Here is an 18,755-nt window from a genome sequence, read left to right as displayed (position 1 = left end):
ATCGAGGACCTCAGGGACTGAACATCTCGGGTGGTGATCGTTTTATTTTCGGTTTCGATGCGAAGAAGGCGCTCATTGCGCAGCCTCCCGCTGTTTGAGATCCTTCGTCATGAACAGGCTGTGCGGATTTTCCTCGTAATCCGCAAACGGGCCACAAGATTGGTAGCCGAGCGCTTCGTACAGCCGAACGGCTTCGACATTCAGCGGGCCGGTTTCGAGATAGAGACGGATGACATTGCGCGAAGCTGCCTGCATCTCGAGTTCGGCCATAATCTTCCGGCCGATGCCGTGGCCGCGTGCATCATCATGGACGAAGATGCGTTTCAGTTCGGCACTGCCATCCGTGAACCATTTGATGCCGCCACAGCCGACCGCCTTGCCGTCCAGTCTTGCGACCAGGAAGGAAATGTCGGGCTGGCACAATGCGTCGAGATCCACGGCGAAATTGCCTTCGGGCGGATAAAGCGATGCCATGTAGTCGTCGGAAAGCCCGATCAGGGCGGCGACGTCAGGCTGTTTCGGCTGCTCAATGGCAATCGTGACGGTCACTCGACGATCTCCGCCGTCTCGACAACCGCGTGGAAGAGCACGTCGCAGCCGGCGGCGGCCCAGTCCTTCGAGATTTCCTCGGCCTCGTTATGCGACAGTCCGTCGACGCAGGGGCAGAAGATCATCGTGGTCGGGGCAAGCTTTGCAGCCCAGCAAGCGTCGTGGCCGGCGCCGGAAATGATGTCCATGTGGCTGTAGCCGAGCTTTTCGGCCGCACCGCGCACGCGACCGACCAGCGTCGGGTCGAAGGTGACCGGATCAAAATGGCCGACTGCTTCGACCGAGCAGCCGACGCCGAGGGCTTCGCAGACTTCCGTCGCTGCTGCCTCGATCTTTGCGCGCATGCGGTCGAGCTTTTCCTGGCTCGGCGTGCGCAGGTCGACGGTGAAGACGACCTTGCCGGGGAGGACATTGCGGGAGTTCGGGGTGAAAAAGGCCTGGCCGACGCCTGCGACAGCGCCGGGCTGTTCGGCCATGGCGATCTCCTGCACCTTCTCCATGATACGGCCAAAGGCGAGGCCGGCGTTGACGCGCATCGCCATCGGGGTGGAGCCGGTATGGGCTTCCTTGCCGGTTAGCGTGAATTCCAGCCACCAAAGGCCCTGACAATGGGTGACCACGCCGATCTGCTTGTCTTCAGCTTCGAGGATCGGGCCCTGTTCGATATGATATTCGAAATAGGCGTGCATCTTTCGGGCGCCGACTTCCTCATCGCCCAGCCAGCCGATGCGCTTCAGCTCATCACCATAGGTCTTGCCTTCGGGATCCTTGCGACCATAGGCATAATCGATCGTATGGACGCCGGCAAAAACGCCGGATGCGAGCATGGCAGGCGCAAAACGCGCGCCTTCCTCGTTTGCCCAATTGGTGACGACGATCGGGTGTTTCGTCTTGATGCCGAGGTCGTTTATCGAGCGGACGACTTCAAGACCGGCCAGAACGCCGAGCACGCCGTCGAACTTGCCTCCGGTCGGCTGGGTGTCGAGATGGGAGCCGATATAGACGGGCAGGGCATCCGGGTCAGAGCCGGGGCGGGTGGCGAACATCGTGCCCATCTTGTCGACGCCGACCGTCATGCCGGCCGCTTCACACCAGCGCTGGAAAAGGTGGCGGCCTTCGCCATCGGCATCCGTCAGGGTCTGACGATTGTTGCCGCCGGCAATGCCGGGACCGATCTTTGCCATATCCATCAACATGTCCCAGAGACGGTCGCCGTTGACGCGCAAGTTCTCGCCCGGTGCTGCCACCATTTTGAAATTCCTTATCTGTTTATGCTCTGCTGACCGGCAGCAAATCTGTTCGTTCCCATGGGCCTCATCCGGTCTTGAATCCGGAAGATCGGCATTGCGTTTGAGCCGCTTGTCGCCGATAATTTAACCGCTTGGTAAAAGCTTACAATTTCCCCAGCAGCACTCAAGCTGAAAATCGTCCCACTTCAGATGTTTTGAAGAATTTGGCGATGGGGACCCACGATGGCAGCCACAGGGACACAATACTGAATGGCCATTTCCAGAGCGGCGAAGACACAGCGGCGCACGCGTATCCAGGAGGAGAAGGAAGAGCTGATCCTCGAGGCGGCTCTCGACGTGTTTTCGCAGAACGGTTTTCGCGGCTCGACGATCGACCAGATCGCCGAGGCGGCCGGCATGTCGAAGCCCAATCTTCTTTATTATTTCCGTACCAAGGAAGCAATCCACCGGCAGTTGATCGACCGGGTTCTGACCACATGGCTGGAGCCGCTCAGGGTGTTTGACGCGGATGGCGACCCGGAAAGCGAGATCCGCTCCTATATTCGTCGCAAGCTGGAAATGGCGCGCGACTTTCCCCGCGAGAGCCGGCTGTTCGCCAATGAAATCCTGCAGGGCGCGCCGCGGATCGAGGATGAGCTGAAAGGGCCGTTGAAAGCGCTGGTGGACGAAAAGGCCGGTGTGATCCGTGCCTGGTCGCGTGCCGGCAAGATCGCCAGATGCGACCCCTATCATCTGATCTTCTCGATCTGGTCGACGACACAGCATTATGCCGACTTCGATGTACAGGTAAGGGCGGTGCTGGGCCAGGCGCATTCCGGCGAGGGGCGGTTCGAGGATGCTGCGAGGTTTCTGGAGCAGTTGTTCATGGATGGGTTGCGGGTGCGGTAGTCTGCAATCTCCGTCACCACCAAAAACGAAAACGCCGGCTTGAAGCCGGCGTTTCCGTTTATCCTTGGGAGGACTTTTATTAGGCAGCAGCCGACTTTGCGGTCGGTACTTCCGAGATCGTCTTCAGAACCTGGGAAGCGATCTGGTAAGGGCAGCCCTGGGAGTTCGGACGACGGTCTTCGAGGTAGCCCTTGTAGCCGTTGTTGACGAAGGAATGCGGAACGCGGATCGAAGCGCCACGGTCAGCAACGCCGTAGGAGAACTTGTTCCACGGAGCGGTTTCGTGCTTGCCGGTCAGACGCAGATGGTTGTCCGGGCCGTAAACGTCGATGTGGTCCTGCAGGTTCGTTTCGAACTGAGCCATGAGGGCTTCGAAATATTCCTTGCCGCCAACTTCGCGCATGTACTTGGTCGAGAAGTTGCAGTGCATGCCCGAGCCGTTCCAGTCGGTGTCGCCGAGCGGCTTGCAGTGGAATTCAACGTCGATGCCGTACTGTTCGCAAAGGCGGAGCAGGAGGTAACGAGCCATCCAGATCTGGTCGGCGGCGCGCTTGGAGCCCTTGCCGAAAATCTGGAATTCCCACTGGCCCTTGGCCACTTCGGCATTGATGCCTTCGTGGTTGATGCCGGCTTCGAGGCACAGATCGAGATGCTCTTCAACGATTTCGCGAGCAACCGAGCCGACGTTCTTGTAACCGACGCCCGTGTAATAAGGACCCTGCGGAGCCGGGTAACCCTGTTCCGGGAAGCCGAGCGGACGGCCGTCCTGGTAGAAGAAATATTCCTGTTCGAAACCGAACCAGGCATCTTCGTCGTCGAGGATGGTTGCACGGCTGTTGGACGAATGCGGAGTGACGCCATCCGGCATCATGACTTCGCACATGACGAGCGCGCCGTTGGTGCGGGCCGGATCCGGGTAGATTGCGACAGGCTTCAGGACGCAATCAGACGAACGGCCTTCGGCCTGCATCGTTGAGGAACCGTCAAAGCCCCAAAGCGGAAGCTGCTCGAGCGTCGGGAAAGAATCGAATTCCTTGATCTGCGTCTTGCCGCGCAGGTTCGGGACGGGAGTGTAGCCGTCCAGCCAGATGTACTCGAGCTTATACTTGGTCATGTTTTGTCTCTCAGGCCGTAGTGTTCATCGTTGAGCCAATCCGAGGACGCCTTTCATCAAGGTCAGCATCCCGGGCTTAAACAAATGAATGCATGCTGCGTGCCAGTTTGCGCCTGCGTGAGCCGGCGGCGATGAAAAAAATGTCACTGCCGCTCAAATGGGCCGTTTTCGATAAGCCGTCTTGTTTGGATTTGCTTAATAAACAAGCCGAATTCGAAGATAGACTCCCTCATCCGGAACTCAGGAGGGTGCGTCAACGTTTATTCGGGTTAACGGCGTGCGGCGTTGTGCAAAGTTATTTGATTACAATCTCCGCTGGCGGAAATCATCGGAATGATGTAAAATGCAGCAATTGGATTAAATAATAGGCAGAATATGTGCCTGTCCAATGTGATGCAGTCTTTCAGGAGGCGATTGATGGCAGGCATCCATCGTGAAACAGCAAAAATTTATGAGTTTCCCCTGATGCAGCGGAGACGTCTCGATAACGGGCTGACAGCGCCGGCTTCTTCCAAGGAGGTGATTTTCTCCGTGGTGGATACTTGCTGGTATCACGGCGAGGCCATTCGTGAGGATGAGCACGCGCACGACACGCCCAAACCCTGCTGACCCGGATTTCCAAAGTGTTCGAAGCCACCCGCTCGCGGGTGGCTGATCAGAAGCCGAAGAGCTTCAGTGCGGCATAGCCGAAGGCTGCGATGAAAATCCAGCCGAATGCGCCCAGCGCCAGCGGTCGCCATCCCTCAGCACGCAGTTTGCCGATATTTGCCTGCAGTCCCATTGCAGCAAGCGCCATGGACAGCAGGAAGTTGGTCAGCATCACGATGTGGCGGCTCATGTCGGCCGGGATAGAAACAGCACTATTCACCAGCATCATCGCAATAAAGCCCAGGACGAACCACGGCATGGGTGTCGAGACGCGCTGGCCTTCGCCCGTGTCTGCGCCTGCGTCCGAACGCATCGCGATCGCCAGCGTCATGATCAGCGGCGCGAGCAGGACGACGCGTGTCAGCTTGGAAATCGTGCCGAACTGGCCGGCCACATCACCCGCCTGAAACGATGCCGCGACGACCTGCGCAACTTCGTGAATGGTTGCGCCCGACCAGAGGCCATAGGCGCGTTCGTCCAGACCTAGCGGTACGGCCAGCAGCGGGTAGGCGATCATCGAAATCGAACCGAAGAGGGTGACGCAGGCCACGGCATAAGCGACATGTTCCTGCCTGCCGCGCACGACGGTATTGGCGGCGATGACGGCCGATGCGCCACAGACCGAGGTTCCGGCCGCAATCAGATCCGTCAATTGACGGTCGACGCCCATCAGCCTGCCGGCCAGGCGCATTGCGAGGAAAGTCGCCACCAGCGTCAGCGTCACCATGATGAGGGCCGAGCCGCCGAGCGACAGGATCTGGGTTACCGTGACCTGCAGGCCAAGCAGAATGATGCCTGCTCTCAAGATGCGCTTCAGCGAGAACTGGATGCCGGTTTCGACGATCTGCGGCAGGGCGATGGTATTGCGGATAAGCATGCCGAGGATGATGGAGAGAATGAGCGGACTGAGGGCCATCCAGCCGGTTGCGGACCTGATCGCCAGCGCTACTGCAGCGGTCGTTGCCGTCAGCGCAAGACCGGGCAGAAGCGGCTTCAGTCCGGATAGCGATGAGTAAGGGCGTTCTGCCCAATCTGAAAACGACATCGATAAAATTCCACAAAATCACGGGATTCTCGAATGTCATTCTCCATTTCGTAAAAGAACAAATCCAACTCATAAGTTTTGTGGTATTGTTCGATAAAATCGAATGGTTTGCTGATGACGCTGGAACAATTGAAGATATTTCTGGAGGTTGCGCGGCTTGAGCATGTGACGCGCGCAGCAGAAACGCTCCATCTCACGCAGTCGGCTGTAAGTGCCGCGATCTCGGCGCTGGAAGCCCGCCATGGCGTTATTCTGTTCAACCGGGTCGGACGGCGTATCGGACTAACGGAAGCGGGCCGTCTTTTCGTCGATGAGGCGCGGGCGGTGATGGAGCGGGTGCGGGCGGCCGAGCTGGCGCTTGCCGATCTCGGTGGCTCTGCTTCCGGCGTTCTGCGCGTCCATGCTAGCCAGACGGTGGCGAGCTATTGGCTTCCCTCCCGGCTGGTTGCCTATCACGAGCGTTTTCCGCGCGTCGACCTGCGGCTGATCGTCGGCAATACGCAGGGTGCCGTTGAGGCGGTAGTGAGAGGTGAGGCGGATCTTGCCGTGGTCGAGGGGGAGGTCGTGGTTCCTGACCTGCAGCGCTCGACCGTGGCGGAGGATCGACTTGTGCTCGTCGTCGGCCGTCGCCATGCCTGGGCGGATGGGCGAAAACTTGTGGCGAGTGATCTTCTGGAAACCAACTGGATCATGCGCGAAGCCGGGTCGGGAACGAGAGCCGCCTTCGAGAGCCAGCTTTCTAGCCTCGGTCTCGATCCGCAGGCGCTTTCCGTCGTGCTTGAAATGCCGTCAAACGAGGCGGCGATGGCGGCGGTGGAGGCGGGGCTTTCTGCGACCGTGCTTTCCAGCCGTGCAACGCAGTTTCACTCGATGGCCGGGCGGCTGCATGTGGTGGATTTTCCCATGCCGCTACGGCGATTTTCCGCCGCCTATCATTCCGAGCGGCATGTGACGCGCGCTTTGCGCTCGATGCTGGATCTTCTCGATGAGGATTTTGGAGACGAGGGGCTGGCAGGCGTCGCCGGCGCCGGATGATACAAAAATGGCCCCGTCCTTGAAAAAAGACGAGGCCGTGCAATGTCGGTAGTCTCGGTGGATCTTGTTTAGATCATCGGCTTGCCGACCGGCAGCACGTCACGGCCGAAGGCGTCCTTGTAAATCTGGTGCGCCATGACATAGAGCGCCAGCGCGCCGCAGACCATCAGTTCGTAACCGGCGATGACGTTGAAGACATGCGGTCCGAAATGGCCGATGACGAGCAGAACGAAGCCGATGAACAGGGTGATGAAGACCAGGCCGAGGCCAGTGCTGGCGCGCATCGCGCCGGGGGTCATGATGGCGGTATAGATTGCCCAGATGACTAGGAACCAGCCGAGATCGGTTTCGCTGACTGCGAAGAGGCCCATCGCATTGCCGATCTGGATCAGGCAAAGGGCGATCCAGAAGCAGCCATAGGCGGTGAATGCGCTATAGCCGAAATTGTTGCCGATCTTGCCTTCATGCAGGCCGGCGATCAGCTGGGCCAGGCCGCCGAAGATCAGGCCCATCCAGATGACCGGTCCAAGCGATGCCCAGCCGACATTGTGGAACTGAAGGACAATGGTGGTCATGCCGAAGCCGGCGAGGCCGACGACGGCGGGATTGCCGTGGCCGCCATGCGAGGCTGCCGCGTGTTCGGTTGGTGTTGCTGTGCTGGTGGAGGACGGAGGGACGTTCGCGTTCATCTGAGATCCATGGTTGGGGTGGCTGTGTTCAACATGCTGCCACCCTCCTCATGTGTGCAGCGCGCATTAGGGTGCGCTGACTAGCGCGGCGTTTGCCGAGTGAGAGTGATCTCGATCAAGTGCGGCGGTTGGTCTCATCCGATAGTTGTCTTTTGCAATTTCTGTTGGCGGCTGGTGCTATGGAGGATGTGGTTTGCCACAACGAAAAAAGCCCGGCATTGCCGGGCTTTCTCATGTCTGATGCGTGATGCCGTCAGGCTGCGTAGCGCATGCCGCGAGCGGGGGCGGCTTCCGCGCCGCCGAGCTTGAAGCTCGACAGGATCTGCTGCAACTGGCGGCTTTCCTCTGCGAGCGTTTCGCTGGCTGCAGTGGTCTCTTCGACCATGGCCGCGTTCTTCTGGGTCATCTGGTCCATGTGGTTGACCGAGGAATTGATCTCGGCGAGCGCCGTTGCCTGTTCGCGGGCGGCAGTTGCGATCGATTCCACATGCTCGTTGACCTTGTTGACGAGGCCTTCGATCTCAAGCAGCGCGTCGCCGGTCGAACGGACGAGCGACACGCCGCCTTCGACTTCGGCAGCAGACGCGCTGATCAGGGTCTTGATTTCCTTGGCGGCGTTTGCAGAGCGCTGTGCCAGTTCACGGACTTCCTGTGCGACGACGGCAAAGCCACGACCGGCTTCACCGGCACGGGCAGCCTCGACGCCGGCATTGAGCGCGAGCAGGTTGGTCTGGAAGGCGATTTCGTCGATCACGCCGATGATCTGGCTGATCTTGCTGGATGAATCCTCGATGCGGCCCATGGCGGTGACGGCCGAGCGGACGATGTCGCCGGACTTCGTGGCGCTCTGCTTGGTGGCATGCACCATGTCGCGGGCCTCAGTGGCGCGGGAAGATGCGGCGCGGACGGTCGCGGTGATCTCGTCGAGAGCGGCTGCGGTCTCTTCAAGTGCGGCTGCCTGCTGTTCCGTGCGCTTCGACAGATCGTTAGCGGCCGACGACAGTTCGGCGGAGTTGTTGTTGATCGTGCCGGCTGCGCCGCGGACATTGTTCATCGTGCCGCGCAGGCGCACCATCGTATTATTGACGTTGGTCTGCAGTTCGGCGAACGCGCCCTGGAACTGGCCGTTCATGCTTTGCGTCAGGTCGGCATCGGCGAGCGCGGCGATAACGCGGCGGACTTCGGTGGTGGCGGCGTCGACGCTTCCGACCAACTCATTGACGCCCGAGGCGAAGCGGTTGAGATCTTCGTTCTGGTAGTCCTTGGAGATGCGGCCGGAGAAATCGCCGGCGACGGCGGAGGCAACGACGGTGGAGATGCTCGACTGCAGGTCGCTGCTGTTGCGATGCAGGGCGGCTTCCTGGGCCTTGAGTTCGTTCATGGCGAGCGCATTGGTGCGGAAGACTTCGACCGCGCGGGCCATCTCGCCGATCTCGTCCTTGCGGGCGGCATCAATCTTGAGGTTGTCGAGTTCGCCATTGGCGAGGCGGGTCATGGCCTGGGTCAGCGAACGGATCGGGCTGACGATGCCGCGGGTCGCAACCATCAGGCTGATTGCAGCGCCGATGACGATGAAGATGATGGCGGAGATTGCCGAAATCAGGATGGCGGTCGTCGAGGAGGCGACGGCGGCTTCGCGCGCTTCGGCCAGCGACTTGCCGGAATAGGTGCTGTAGACCTTGACCGTGTCCGTGACGGCCTTCTGGCCATCCAGTGCGGCCTTCAGTCCGCCGGTGATCGCGGCCGTATCTGCCGGGTTCTTTTCGGCGATATCGACCATGCCGCGGATCGAAGTGAAATAGCTGTCGAGAGCGCCGCGGATCGCCTTCAGCTGATCCTTTTCGGCGGCATCGGCGGTGGCTTCGATCTTTGGCAGGCGGGCGAGCATTTCGCCGGCGCGTTTTTCGGCATCCGCGCGAAAATCCTTCGCCTTGTCCGGCGCTGCCGCCAGCTGGTAGGTCATGCGGCTGATGGCAATGATATCGACGCGCAGGTCCATCGCCTCGCGGGCGACTTCCTCGCGGGCGCCGACGGAAATCATTGCTTTCTGAAGGCCGAACAGGCCAGACGCCGCAACGCCCGCAATAATCAGGGAAGAAAGGCCCATCACGACGGTGACTAGACCGAGTTTCTTCGAAATAGCCATATCTCGAAATGCCATAATGCACACCATTTAGTTTGCCCAACACATCAGCTCGCTGCCGTCTTACGAGACGTGTCAGGATGCTGCGCTAAAATATTGTCAGGGTTGAACTAATTGTGAGTTAAAATGCTCTCGATGCTGCATTATTTGCTTGCAGGCTCATTATGCTGTTGTAGTTATTTTTTGAGCAAAACACCGAATATAGGGCATTTGCTCGTAAAAGATGTGGCTAAAATTCATTGTTTGCCCGACACTTCATCTCCGGCGAGTACAACGGAGTGGATGACTTGCTGCAGTGCAGCATAGGGTTGATTTTTTTATTCGGTCCGCTGGGATTCTGTTCGATCTTCCTGCTTTTTGTCAGGAAACGGCTGCCGGCACTGCAACTCCGCAGCCGTTCCTTCCTTGTCATGCCGCTGTAGCGGCCTCATAGACGAAGCCTTCATCGGCCCAACCCGTCATGCCGCCGATCATCACCTTGACCGAAAGGCCGAGGCGGGAGAGGCGCAGCGCGGCCTTGTCCGCGCCGTTGCAATGAGGCCCGGCGCAATAGACGACAAACAACGTATCCGCCGGCCATTGCGACATCTTATGTGCGGTCATCTTGCCGTGGGGCAGATTGAGCGCGCGCGGAACATGCGCCTGGGCGAAGAGTGCGGGAGCGCGCACATCGAGCAGGACGAAATCGACCGTGCCCGAAGCGAAAGAGGCATGCACATCCCAGCAATCCGCTTCAAAGGCGAGCTTGCGGGAAAAGTGTTCGGCGGCATCCTGCGGGGCGGTGGCGGGGAAATCCGAGACGGGGCTTGGCATGACGCGATCCTTTCCTTGTGTCGCTGAGGCTGTGTTGCGGGGGATCATGCCTGATGATAGAGATGGCTGAAATTGGCCATTGTGACTTGCAGCGTAAAAAAAATGCCAAAGCAACTTACTCACCGGACAAGCGGTCCGCATGTCGTCACCCTTGTCTATGACGGGCTCTGCACCTTCGAATTCGGCATCGCCCATGAGGTCTTCGGTCTGGCGCGACCGGAAATGGGGGAGGGCTGGTATCAGTTCTCCGTCGCGGGCGTGGAGCCGGGGCCGTTGCGCGCCGCCGGTGGCTTGACTGTTTCCGTCGATGCCGGGCTGGAGGTTCTGGAGAAGGCCGACCTCATCATCGTTCCAGGTTGGCGCGGGATCGGCGAGCCGGTGCCGGCGCCGCTGATCGAGGCGCTGCAGGCGGCGCATCGGCGGGGAGCGCGGGTGATGTCGCTCTGTTCGGGCGTTGCGGTTCTGGCTGCGGCCGGCTTGCTATCTGGACGGCGGGCCACAACGCATTGGCGGTATGTTGACGCGATCGCCGAGGCCTATCCCGATGCCGCCTTCGATGCTGATGTTCTCTATATGGATGAGGGCAATACGCTGACAGCTGCAGGAAGCGCTGCCGGCATCGATCTTTGCCTGCATGTGGTGCGCGGCGATTTCGGTGTCGAGGCGGCCAACAGCGTTGCCCGCCGGCTTGTCGTACCGCCGCATCGCGAAGGAGGGCAGGCGCAGTTCATCGCCTCACCGGTGCCGCAACAGAGAGAAGGTCTCAGGCTTGGGCCGCTGATCGAATGGATGCGCGAGCGGCTTTGCGAGGAACAGTCGATCCGGATGCTGGCGGAACGGGCCGGGATGAGCATGCGCACCTTCCAGCGCCGTTTCGAGGCAGCGACCGGCGACAGCGTGGGGGAGTGGCTAGTGAAAGAGCGCGTGAGGCTGGCGCGCGAGTTGCTCGAAAAACGGGTTTCATCCTCGCTGGACGATATCGCAATCGCCTGCGGTTTCGGCACACAGGCCACCTTGCGCCATCATTTCCGCAAGCGGCTGGGCACAAGCCCGGCAGCTTACCGGAAGACATTCGGGCAATAGAAGGTCGGTCGAACTGAGGGCGACCGACCTTCTTCTCTAATCCTATTCCGCCGCCTGTCGCGCCATCGGGTTGTTGGGATGGCTTGTCCAGTTGGCGTAGTTGGGATCGACTGGCCGGCCGGTGCGTTTGTCGAGGGTGCCGGCGGGGAGCGCTTCCATGGTGATGCAGTTCTCCACCGGACAGACGTTGACGCAGAGGTTGCAGCCGACGCAATCCTCTTCCTTCACCTCGAAATGCCTGACGCCGTCGACCATCGCGGTGATCGCCTGGTGTGATGTGTCCTCGCAGGCGATGTGACAGCGGCCGCATTTGATGCAGGCGTCCTGATCGATATGCGCCTTGGCGATGTAGTTGAGGTTGAGATACTGCCAGTCGGTGACGTTCTGCACCGCGCGGCCGGTGATGTCGTCCAGGGTTTGATGGCCCTTCGTGTCCATCCAGTTGGACAGGCCTGTGATCATCTCCTCGACGATCTTGAAGCCGTAAGTCATGGCCGCGGTGCAGACCTGCACATTGCCTGCGCCGAGCGCCAGGAATTCGGCCGCATCACGCCATGTCGTCACGCCGCCGATGCCGGAGATCGGCAGGCCGTAGGTTTCCGGATCGCGGGCGATCTCGGCGACCATGTTGAGCGCGATCGGCTTGACCGCCGGGCCGCAATAGCCGCCGTGGCTGCCCTTGCCGTTGATCGACGGGTTGGGCGAAAAGCTGTCGAGATCGACCGAGACGATCGAGGAGATCGTGTTGATCAGCGACACGGCATCGGTACCGCCGCGCTTTGCTGCACGGGCAGGGTGCCGGATGTCGGTGATGTTCGGTGTCAGCTTGGTAATGACCGGCATGCGGGTATACTGCTTGCACCAGCGCACCACCATCTCGATATATTCCGGCACCTGACCGACGGCGGAGCCCATGCCACGCTCCGACATGCCGTGAGGACAGCCGAAGTTCAGCTCGATGCCGTCGACTTCCGTCTCTTCCACCAGCGGCAGGATCGCCTTCCAGGCGTTTTCCTCGCAAGGAACCATGATCGAGGCGACGATCGCCCTATCCGGCCAGTTCTTCTTCACCTGCTTCATCTCGATGAGATTGGTGTAGAGGTCGCGGTCGGTGATCAGTTCAATATTGTTGAGGCCCAAAAGCCTGCGGTCTGCGCCCCAAATCGCGCCATAGCGCGGGCCGTTGACGTTGACGACCGGCGGTCCCTGTTCGCCGAGCGTCTTCCAGACAACGCCGCCCCAGCCGGCCTTGAAGGCGCGCTCGACGTTGTAGGCCTTGTCGGTCGGCGGTGCCGAGGCGAGCCAGAACGGGTTGGGGGATTTGATGCCGATGAAATTGTTGCGGATATCAGCCATGGTTCAACTCTCCCCTCAGGCCACTGCACTGGCCGGTTGAGAACCGGCGGCAAGCATGCGGTTGATGCTTTCGGCGGCGTCGCGCCCTTGAGCGACGGCCGAGACGGTGAGGTCTTCGCCGTGGCCGATACAGTCGCCGCCGGCCCAGACGTTTTCAATCGATGTACGGCCCTGAACGTCAACGACAATCTTGCCTTTCTCGAACTGCAGGGCGCCGAGGCCGGTGGCTGAGAAGGCCTGGCCGATGGCCTTGAAGATCTGGTCGGCAGCGATGATGCCGGTCTCGCCGGTGCCGGCAAGCTTGCCGTCAGTCATCGCGGTATATTCGACCTCGATGCCGGCGACCTTTCCGTCCTTGCCGATGATCGATTTCGGCGCCAGCCAGTGGCGGATGATGACGCCTTTAGAGGCCGCGAGATCCTGTTCGTATTCCGAGGCGTTCATGCTTTCCTTGCCACGGCGATAACAGATCGTCACTTCTTCTGCGCCGAGCAGCTTTGCCTGGATCGCTGCATCGATGGCGGTCATGCCGCCACCGAGCACGACGACACGGCGTCCGACCGGGATCGTTGCCTTGTCTTCAGCCTGACGAAGCGCTGCAATGAAATCGACCGCATCTTCCACACCGGACAGGTCTTCACCCTCAATGCCGAGGCCGTTGACGCCGGACAGGCCCATGCCGAGGAAGACGGCGTCATATTCTTCGCTCAGGTCGGACAGCGAGGAATCGCGACCGAGAGCCTTGCCGTGTTCGATGGTGATGCCGCCGATGGCGGTGACGTAATCCACTTCGCGCTGGGCGAAATCATCGACCGCCTTGTAAGTGGCGATGCCGTATTCATTGAGGCCGCCGGACTTTTCGCGGGCTTCGAGAATGGTCACCTCGTGGCCGTTGACCGCCAAACGGTGTGCCGCGGCAAGGCCTGCGGGACCTGCGCCGACCACCGCGATCTTCTTGCCGCTCGGGGCCTTGCGCTCGAAGAACTGCCGTCCTGTCTCCATGGCGATGTCGGTTGCGTAACGTTGCAGCCTGCCGATCTCGACCGGACGGTCCTCGGCCGTGTTGCGGACGCAAACGTCCTCGCACAGCGTTTCGGTGGGACAGACGCGGGCACACATGCCGCCGAGAATATTCTGGGCGAAGATGGTCTGTGCAGATCCGAGCGGGTTGCCAGTCGATATCTGCCGGATGAAAAGCGGGATATCGATGGCGGTGGGACAGGCCGTCATGCACGGTGCGTCATAACAGAAGTAACAGCGGTCTGCTGCCACCAGTGCCTCATGCTTGTCGAGGCGCGGGTGAAGGTCGGAAAAATTCGATGCGTATTCGTTGGTCGAGAGCCTGCCGGCCTCGATCCCGCTTCCCAGTCGCTCCATCCGAGTTCCCTCATTATATGGTTATGGACAACTATTGGGCAGATCGTAACACGGCTCAAAATTTTATCAAACGGTAAAATTTTTGCCGGCAAGCTTGCCGATGATGCACCATGCGGCGGATCGCTGGGGATCCGGTTCCGACGATCGTGACCTGTATCAATAGCCGGAACCCGCGGCGGCCCTAAATACCGTTCCGTAGATCAAAGCAATTGGAGTGACGAAATGGTTGAAACGTTCAGAGCGATGGTCATCGACACTGTCGACGGCAAGCCGGCCGCGGGCTTTCGGGAGGTTTCCCTCAAAGACTTGCCCGACAACGATGTCCTCGTCGAGATCGCCTACTCGACGCTGAACTACAAGGACGGGCTGGCAATCACCGGCAAAGGTCGTATTGCTCGCCGCACGCCGTTGATCGCCGGTATCGATATTTCCGGCACGGTCGTCGAGTCACGGTCGGCAGAATGGAAGCCGGGCGACAAGGTGATCGTGAACGGTTGGGGCCTTTCGGAAACCGAACCGGGCGCATATGGGCGCTATCAGCGGGTGAAGGCCGAATGGCTGATCCCGCTACCGGATGCATTTTCCCTGCAGCAGGCGATGGCGATCGGAACCGCGGGTTACACGTCGGCGCTTTGCGTCGATGCGCTTGAAAAATGGGGCGCAATCAAGCCGGGTGAGGGCGAAGTGCTGGTGACCGGCGCTGCCGGTGGCGTCGGATCGGTGGCGATCGCGCTGCTTTCCGCCCGCGGCTACAAGGTCACCGCCTCGACGGGTCGGCCCGAAACCCATCCCTATCTTGAATCGCTCGGTGCGACGAATTTCATCGATCGCGCCGAATTGCAGCAGAAGGGCGGACCGCTGCAGAAGGAACGCTGGACTGGCGGCGTCGACAGCGTCGGTTCGACCACGCTTGCCAATGCGCTGGCGCAGACCGCGCGGGGTGGCGCTATCGCTGCTTGTGGTCTGGCGGGTGGTGCGGATCTTCCGGGGACCGTTCTGCCGCATATCCTGCGTAGCGTTGCCCTGATCGGGGTGGACTCGGTCATGGCACCGAAGGAGCAGCGTCTTTCGGCATGGAGCAGGCTGGCGCGTGACCTCGACAAGACCAAGCTCGACGCCATCACGACTGTCGAGCCGATGTCGAAACTGCCGGAACTTGCGCAGGCCATCATCGACGGCCAGATCAGAGGCCGTGTCGTCATCGACGTCACCGCCTAGGGGGCTCGGCGTTTCTATCTTTGCGGTCCTTCGCTGGACTGTGAGGGCATGATCCAAGGGTAATCGGCCGCCTGCCATGCGGGCGGCCTTGCCGCGGAGCGCAAGTCATAAAGCTTGCGGTTGCCCGCATCGGGACAGGCGTCTCTGCCTCCCGTTTTCCGTCAAGCCACCGGCTTGTCGACAGTTTCCAGCCCTCCGATAAGCATTTTCACTATTCACGACGGCCTCCCATCGCGGGCAGACCTACTCTTTTGTGAATGTGCCAAGTATCTGAAATACCCCTTAAATCTGATAATTGAACGTGTTTTCCCAGTTCGGTACGGTGTTAAGATTGTTTTAACCATTTCCGGGTCGCCATCATGTTGGAGAACAGCAAGCCTCGCCATTATCTTGCGCAGTTCTATGGGGCGAACGACAATCCGCACGTCCGATATCGCAGGACTAACATTATCGCGCGTGCCGTTTATCCGAATGGCGGAGTGAAGTCCTTTTCCAGCCTGCAGGTCCGGATTGTCGGGATATGCGAGACCGGTGCTCTCATTCAGACCGGGGCGGTGGAGTTTCTGCCAGACCACTTCTATCTCTGTCTTGGCGAGAACGAGGTCATCTTCACCTGTGCCAAGCGGAACGTAATGAAGGATAAGATGGTCCTTGTGTTTTCGCAGGCGGAAGACACGTTTTTTATCAATTCCCTGGCCAAGGGCGGATTACCGCTGACGACACTGAAGCGCATGCGCGCTTCCACCGTTGTACGGACACGTACGATGCGCAGCGGGCATTCTTAATCGGTTTCGTGATCACCTGTCGTGTTTGCGTCTTTATGATCCGTCAACTGTGGAAGTTAACGACTCGTTAAGGACGGCTGTCTGTCCGGGGCGAATGCGGGGGGCGCAGCGTTTATTTTCGAGTGAGTCGCGCCCCACACATTTCAGAAGGTGACCATTATGATCAACGACCTTGCCGGCAAGCCGTCTCCAGTATTTCCAGAATTTCCGGTGTCGGAGGAAAGCTCAATGCAGCCGGCTCCCTCTCGCGCCCGCCTTGGTGAAATTCCCGTTGAAGTTCAGGTTGTCATCGGTAGGGCGAAGGTTTCTGTCGCTCAATTGGCAGCAGCCAAGCAGGGATCATGGTTCAGGCTCGACAAACGCTTTGGTGAGCCTGTCGAGATTCAGGTGAACGGAAAGACGATCGGCCATGGCGAAATCGTGTCCGACGACCGCGACAATTTTGTCGGTATCCGCATGACGTCGGTCGAGAACCGCCTCTAAGAGACGTTGGAGGGGCGATCTGTGGCTGCTTCCAATGCCGTTCAGATGGCTGAATAAATATGAGTATGATCCTCACGTTTAATCTTTACTCTGATAGTCAACTTATCTAAGGTGCCGCTCACCGAAGGTTCCCGAGACGAGAATCGATCAGGCGAGGCGTGATGGCGAAGAAGCAGAAACGGAAGAATGGCGGCGCAAGCGAGGCGGTACCTGCAACCCAGCAGGCGAAACCGGATCGTGATGCGATCGATGTCCGCAGCTTCCTTTATGTTGGTGGCCGTGACTGTCAGGTCGCTCATCTGCGTGAAATCGCGACTCGTCACGGGGCCGAACTGATCCATCATGACGGTGGCCTGCGTGAGGCCGTCTCCCGTATCGATACCGTGCTTCCCTCCGTCGACTGCGTGTTCTGCCCCATCGACTGTATCAGCCACGATGCGTGTCTGAGGGTGAAGACCGGCTGCAAGAAGTTCGGCGTCACCTTCGTCCCGCTGCGCAACGGCTCGAAATCGAGTCTTGAACGTGCGCTCCAGACGATGAAGGAAAAAAACGATGAGAGACGAGCGTCCTGATCCCAGCCTGTTTATCGGCCTGCACAAGCTGGCGGAGCAGAATGGCGAGGGACTGGTGCCGGAGCTTTACGAAATTCTGGCAAGCCGCAGCCGTGACGACCGGAGTGATGACAATGTCATCCGTTTTCCCGCCCATGCCACTGTAAGCCCGACGACCGTACCGTCATGGGAGGCGGGCAAGGTGCTGTTGTTCCGCCGGTAAAATCGGCGGACGACATGAGGTGTCAGGTGCGGCGGCCAAGAAAGGCGCCTGCCGCTACCAATAGCCAGCCGAGCATCATCAACGAGCCCCCTGCCGGTGCCGCGAATGGAAAAAGCCTGTCTCCGAGATAATGCCGCGACACGAGATCGCCGGCAAACAGGATTGTCCCCAAACCAAGGGTGAGGGCGGAAAGCGTTGCCGTCCTGAATGTTGCGTGACCAAGATAAAGCGCCAGCAGAACCGGCGCGTGGGCAAGGCACATGGTGGAGGCATTGCCAAGGAAATGCGTGTCGCCGCCATGGCTTGATGCGGCTGCGAGCGCCACGCCGGACAGACCCATCAAGCCGCTGACGAAGACAATCAACGGGCGCATTTTCGCTAAATTTTCCAAGAGCCTATTCCCTGTTCTGCATGTGATGGCCAAGGCGCTCGATCGGCGGCCAGATGATGTCGCGTAGTTTTGGATTTTCAATGGTTTCGTCCAGCGCGCGGCTGAAGCATAAAAGCCATTCGTCGCGTTCGGCCGGCCCTATTGCTGCGCCGAAGTGGCGGGAGCGTAGTCGCGGATGGCCATACTTCTCGACATAGACGGGAGGACCGCCGAGATATCCCGTCAGGTATTCATAAAGCTTTGCTTCACTGTCCTGGAGATTCTCTGGATGGATCGCACGGCAATTGCGTGCCTCGGGCAAAATGTCCATCAAATCGTAAAAACGCTTCACCAACGCTTTTACCGCCACATCGCCGCCGATCGCTTCATAAAGAGTGATGGTCCCGCCCGTCATCATGCCCATCCCGCATTACCCTCACGCGGTGTTAACCGGCGGGAGAGGGGCGGGCAAGTGGATTAACCGTTTCGCTCACATGGGAAAGCGGACGCCTGGGAAACGACGACACTGCTTTTGGTTCATTCCGGCCCGGAATCGGTGTCCTTGCTGTCCTTTGCAGGCAGAGATCCTGTGCCCGGTGTCTTATCGTGGTCCGTCAGGCTATCCTTGGCGTGAGGTCCGGCTTCCGGGTGGCGTCCGGTCCCTGCGTAGGCACTGCCACGTTCAATCGCTTCGCGCGCGTCTCTGTCTTCTGCCATTGTGGCCTCCATTTTGTTGGGAGGAAAACGACTGCCGGGGCGGTCTGTTCCGCTAGGTGACAAACGCTGTTGCGCAGATGAGGTAACTAGCGTCCGTGGCTGATGGTGATCGGCGTGATCCGGCGGCTGTAGATGTCGAGGCTACCATCTTCCAGGACGCGATAACGCTCTTCGACGCGGCTTCCGAAGCTGTTGAAAAACTCGTGGGTGAAAGTATAGCCGACAGGCATGTTTCCAAACCGGGCTTTGGCTTTCCCGCCATACGTGAGGCTGCCGGCGATAGGTGCTATGCCGGGTCCATAATCTATTGCACGAAATTCGGGGTTGCCCGTGGAGTTGCAGGCGGTCAGCGTTGCTGCCGCAAGAGCTATGACAAGCAATTGTTTCATTGAACAGCTTCCTTCGCTGGGTGCGGCTT

General features: G+C 59.6%; 23 protein-coding genes. 10 read left to right on the top strand and 13 right to left on the bottom strand.

Annotated elements, in window-relative coordinates; all coding sequences use genetic code 11:
• Positions 1-72: 72 nt before the first annotated feature.
• The gene (locus ACI3K0_RS03665) at positions 73-549 is read right to left on the bottom strand and encodes a GNAT family N-acetyltransferase (RefSeq protein WP_404944923.1); all 477 of its coding nucleotides are present in this window, start codon (positions 547-549) and stop codon (positions 73-75) included.
• A complete protein-coding gene (locus tag ACI3K0_RS03660) occupies positions 546-1,799 on the bottom strand; it encodes a Zn-dependent hydrolase (RefSeq protein WP_210303561.1) in 1,254 nt (417 codons plus the stop codon). Before ACI3K0_RS03660 ends, ACI3K0_RS03665 begins: the two co-directional genes overlap by 4 nt.
• Positions 1,800-2,048: 249 nt before the next feature.
• Here ACI3K0_RS03660 and ACI3K0_RS03655 point away from each other — a divergent pair, with 249 nt between their 5' ends.
• Positions 2,049-2,687 (top strand): TetR family transcriptional regulator C-terminal domain-containing protein, encoded by a 639-nt coding sequence (locus ACI3K0_RS03655; protein WP_183821218.1) that lies wholly within the window; start codon positions 2,049-2,051, stop codon positions 2,685-2,687.
• A gap of 79 nt (positions 2,688-2,766) precedes the next feature.
• Here ACI3K0_RS03655 and ACI3K0_RS03650 read toward each other — a convergent pair whose 3' ends face one another.
• Entirely contained in the window at positions 2,767-3,801 is a 1,035-nt protein-coding gene (locus tag ACI3K0_RS03650; RefSeq protein WP_148145780.1) for a glutamine synthetase beta-grasp domain-containing protein, read from the bottom strand.
• Positions 3,802-3,893: 92 nt separating this feature from the next.
• On the opposite strand from ACI3K0_RS03650, the gene ACI3K0_RS03645 reads away from it, so the two are divergent.
• Positions 3,894-4,166: a hypothetical protein gene (locus ACI3K0_RS03645; RefSeq protein ID WP_183821219.1), complete on the top strand. Its 273-nt coding sequence runs from the start codon at positions 3,894-3,896 to the stop codon at positions 4,164-4,166.
• Positions 4,167-4,218: 52 nt separating this feature from the next.
• On the top strand, positions 4,219-4,410 hold the full coding sequence (locus ACI3K0_RS03640) for a DUF2735 domain-containing protein (RefSeq protein ID WP_183685231.1): 192 nt from the start codon (positions 4,219-4,221) through the stop codon (positions 4,408-4,410).
• A gap of 46 nt (positions 4,411-4,456) precedes the next feature.
• Here the strand turns inward: ACI3K0_RS03640 and ACI3K0_RS03635 are convergent, their stop codons facing one another.
• A complete protein-coding gene (locus ACI3K0_RS03635; RefSeq protein ID WP_183821220.1) occupies positions 4,457-5,494 on the bottom strand; it encodes a YeiH family protein in 1,038 nt (345 codons plus the stop codon).
• A gap of 114 nt (positions 5,495-5,608) precedes the next feature.
• On the opposite strand from ACI3K0_RS03635, the gene ACI3K0_RS03630 reads away from it, so the two are divergent.
• A complete protein-coding gene (locus ACI3K0_RS03630) occupies positions 5,609-6,529 on the top strand; it encodes a LysR family transcriptional regulator (RefSeq protein ID WP_183821221.1) in 921 nt (306 codons plus the stop codon).
• Positions 6,530-6,597: 68 nt separating this feature from the next.
• Here the strand turns inward: ACI3K0_RS03630 and ACI3K0_RS03625 are convergent, their stop codons facing one another.
• The 3 genes from ACI3K0_RS03625 to ACI3K0_RS03615 form a co-directional block, all read right to left on the bottom strand.
• Complete coding sequence (locus tag ACI3K0_RS03625) at positions 6,598-7,218, bottom strand: acetate uptake transporter (protein WP_148145775.1); 621 nt, start codon at positions 7,216-7,218, stop codon at positions 6,598-6,600.
• A gap of 253 nt (positions 7,219-7,471) precedes the next feature.
• Positions 7,472-9,379, bottom strand: coding sequence for a methyl-accepting chemotaxis protein (locus tag ACI3K0_RS03620; protein WP_148145774.1), 1,908 nt, complete (start codon positions 9,377-9,379; stop codon positions 7,472-7,474).
• Positions 9,380-9,769: 390 nt separating this feature from the next.
• Positions 9,770-10,174: a rhodanese-like domain-containing protein gene (locus ACI3K0_RS03615; RefSeq protein ID WP_183821222.1), complete on the bottom strand. Its 405-nt coding sequence runs from the start codon at positions 10,172-10,174 to the stop codon at positions 9,770-9,772.
• Positions 10,175-10,255: 81 nt separating this feature from the next.
• Between ACI3K0_RS03615 and ftrA the strand changes: the two genes are divergently transcribed.
• Positions 10,256-11,257 carry a transcriptional regulator FtrA gene (gene ftrA, locus ACI3K0_RS03610; protein WP_404945112.1) on the top strand — a complete coding sequence of 334 codons (1,002 nt, stop codon included), beginning with the start codon at positions 10,256-10,258 and terminating at the stop codon, positions 11,255-11,257.
• A gap of 42 nt (positions 11,258-11,299) precedes the next feature.
• On the opposite strand, the gene preA is transcribed toward ftrA, so the two are convergent.
• Together preA and ACI3K0_RS03600 are read right to left on the bottom strand one after the other, a co-directional pair.
• Positions 11,300-12,613 carry an NAD-dependent dihydropyrimidine dehydrogenase subunit PreA gene (gene preA / locus ACI3K0_RS03605; RefSeq protein ID WP_183821223.1) on the bottom strand — a complete coding sequence of 438 codons (1,314 nt, stop codon included), beginning with the start codon at positions 12,611-12,613 and terminating at the stop codon, positions 11,300-11,302.
• Between the two features lie 15 nt (positions 12,614-12,628).
• On the bottom strand, positions 12,629-13,990 hold the full coding sequence (locus ACI3K0_RS03600) for an NAD(P)-dependent oxidoreductase (protein ID WP_404944922.1): 1,362 nt from the start codon (positions 13,988-13,990) through the stop codon (positions 12,629-12,631).
• A 222-nt stretch (positions 13,991-14,212) separates the two neighbouring features.
• On the opposite strand from ACI3K0_RS03600, the gene ACI3K0_RS03595 reads away from it, so the two are divergent.
• From ACI3K0_RS03595 to ACI3K0_RS03575, 5 genes are all read left to right on the top strand, one after another.
• Complete coding sequence (locus tag ACI3K0_RS03595) at positions 14,213-15,208, top strand: MDR family oxidoreductase (protein WP_183821225.1); 996 nt, start codon at positions 14,213-14,215, stop codon at positions 15,206-15,208.
• 359 nt (positions 15,209-15,567) lie between these two features.
• The gene (locus tag ACI3K0_RS03590) at positions 15,568-15,993 is read left to right on the top strand and encodes a hypothetical protein (RefSeq protein WP_183821226.1); all 426 of its coding nucleotides are present in this window, start codon (positions 15,568-15,570) and stop codon (positions 15,991-15,993) included.
• A 159-nt stretch (positions 15,994-16,152) separates the two neighbouring features.
• On the top strand, positions 16,153-16,476 hold the full coding sequence (locus ACI3K0_RS03585) for a FliM/FliN family flagellar motor switch protein (protein WP_148145768.1): 324 nt from the start codon (positions 16,153-16,155) through the stop codon (positions 16,474-16,476).
• A gap of 161 nt (positions 16,477-16,637) precedes the next feature.
• On the top strand, positions 16,638-17,048 hold the full coding sequence (locus tag ACI3K0_RS03580; RefSeq protein WP_183821227.1) for a DUF2325 domain-containing protein: 411 nt from the start codon (positions 16,638-16,640) through the stop codon (positions 17,046-17,048).
• Positions 17,029-17,250, top strand: a complete 222-nt coding sequence (locus ACI3K0_RS03575) for a hypothetical protein (RefSeq protein ID WP_183821228.1) — start codon at positions 17,029-17,031, stop codon at positions 17,248-17,250. The genes ACI3K0_RS03580 and ACI3K0_RS03575 overlap by 20 nt, the downstream gene beginning before the upstream one ends.
• A 22-nt stretch (positions 17,251-17,272) precedes the next feature.
• Here ACI3K0_RS03575 and ACI3K0_RS03570 read toward each other — a convergent pair whose 3' ends face one another.
• From ACI3K0_RS03570 to ACI3K0_RS03555, 4 genes are all read right to left on the bottom strand, one after another.
• Positions 17,273-17,623, bottom strand: a complete 351-nt coding sequence (locus tag ACI3K0_RS03570; RefSeq protein ID WP_183821229.1) for a DUF423 domain-containing protein — start codon at positions 17,621-17,623, stop codon at positions 17,273-17,275.
• Between the two features lie 22 nt (positions 17,624-17,645).
• A complete protein-coding gene (locus ACI3K0_RS03565) occupies positions 17,646-18,035 on the bottom strand; it encodes a group II truncated hemoglobin (protein ID WP_404945111.1) in 390 nt (129 codons plus the stop codon).
• Positions 18,036-18,157: 122 nt separating this feature from the next.
• Positions 18,158-18,337, bottom strand: a complete 180-nt coding sequence (locus ACI3K0_RS03560; protein WP_404944921.1) for a hypothetical protein — start codon at positions 18,335-18,337, stop codon at positions 18,158-18,160.
• Between the two features lie 86 nt (positions 18,338-18,423).
• Positions 18,424-18,726, bottom strand: a complete 303-nt coding sequence (locus ACI3K0_RS03555) for a hypothetical protein (protein ID WP_404944920.1) — start codon at positions 18,724-18,726, stop codon at positions 18,424-18,426.
• Between the last annotated feature and the right edge of the window lie 29 nt (positions 18,727-18,755).

The sequence above is a fragment of the Rhizobium sp. ZW T2_16 genome (genome assembly GCF_044987325.1).
GTDB lineage: Bacteria > Pseudomonadota > Alphaproteobacteria > Rhizobiales > Rhizobiaceae > Neorhizobium > Neorhizobium cellulosilyticum.
The sequence above is the reverse complement of the archived record's forward strand: the minus strand, read 5'-3'. Positions and strand labels throughout refer to the sequence as shown.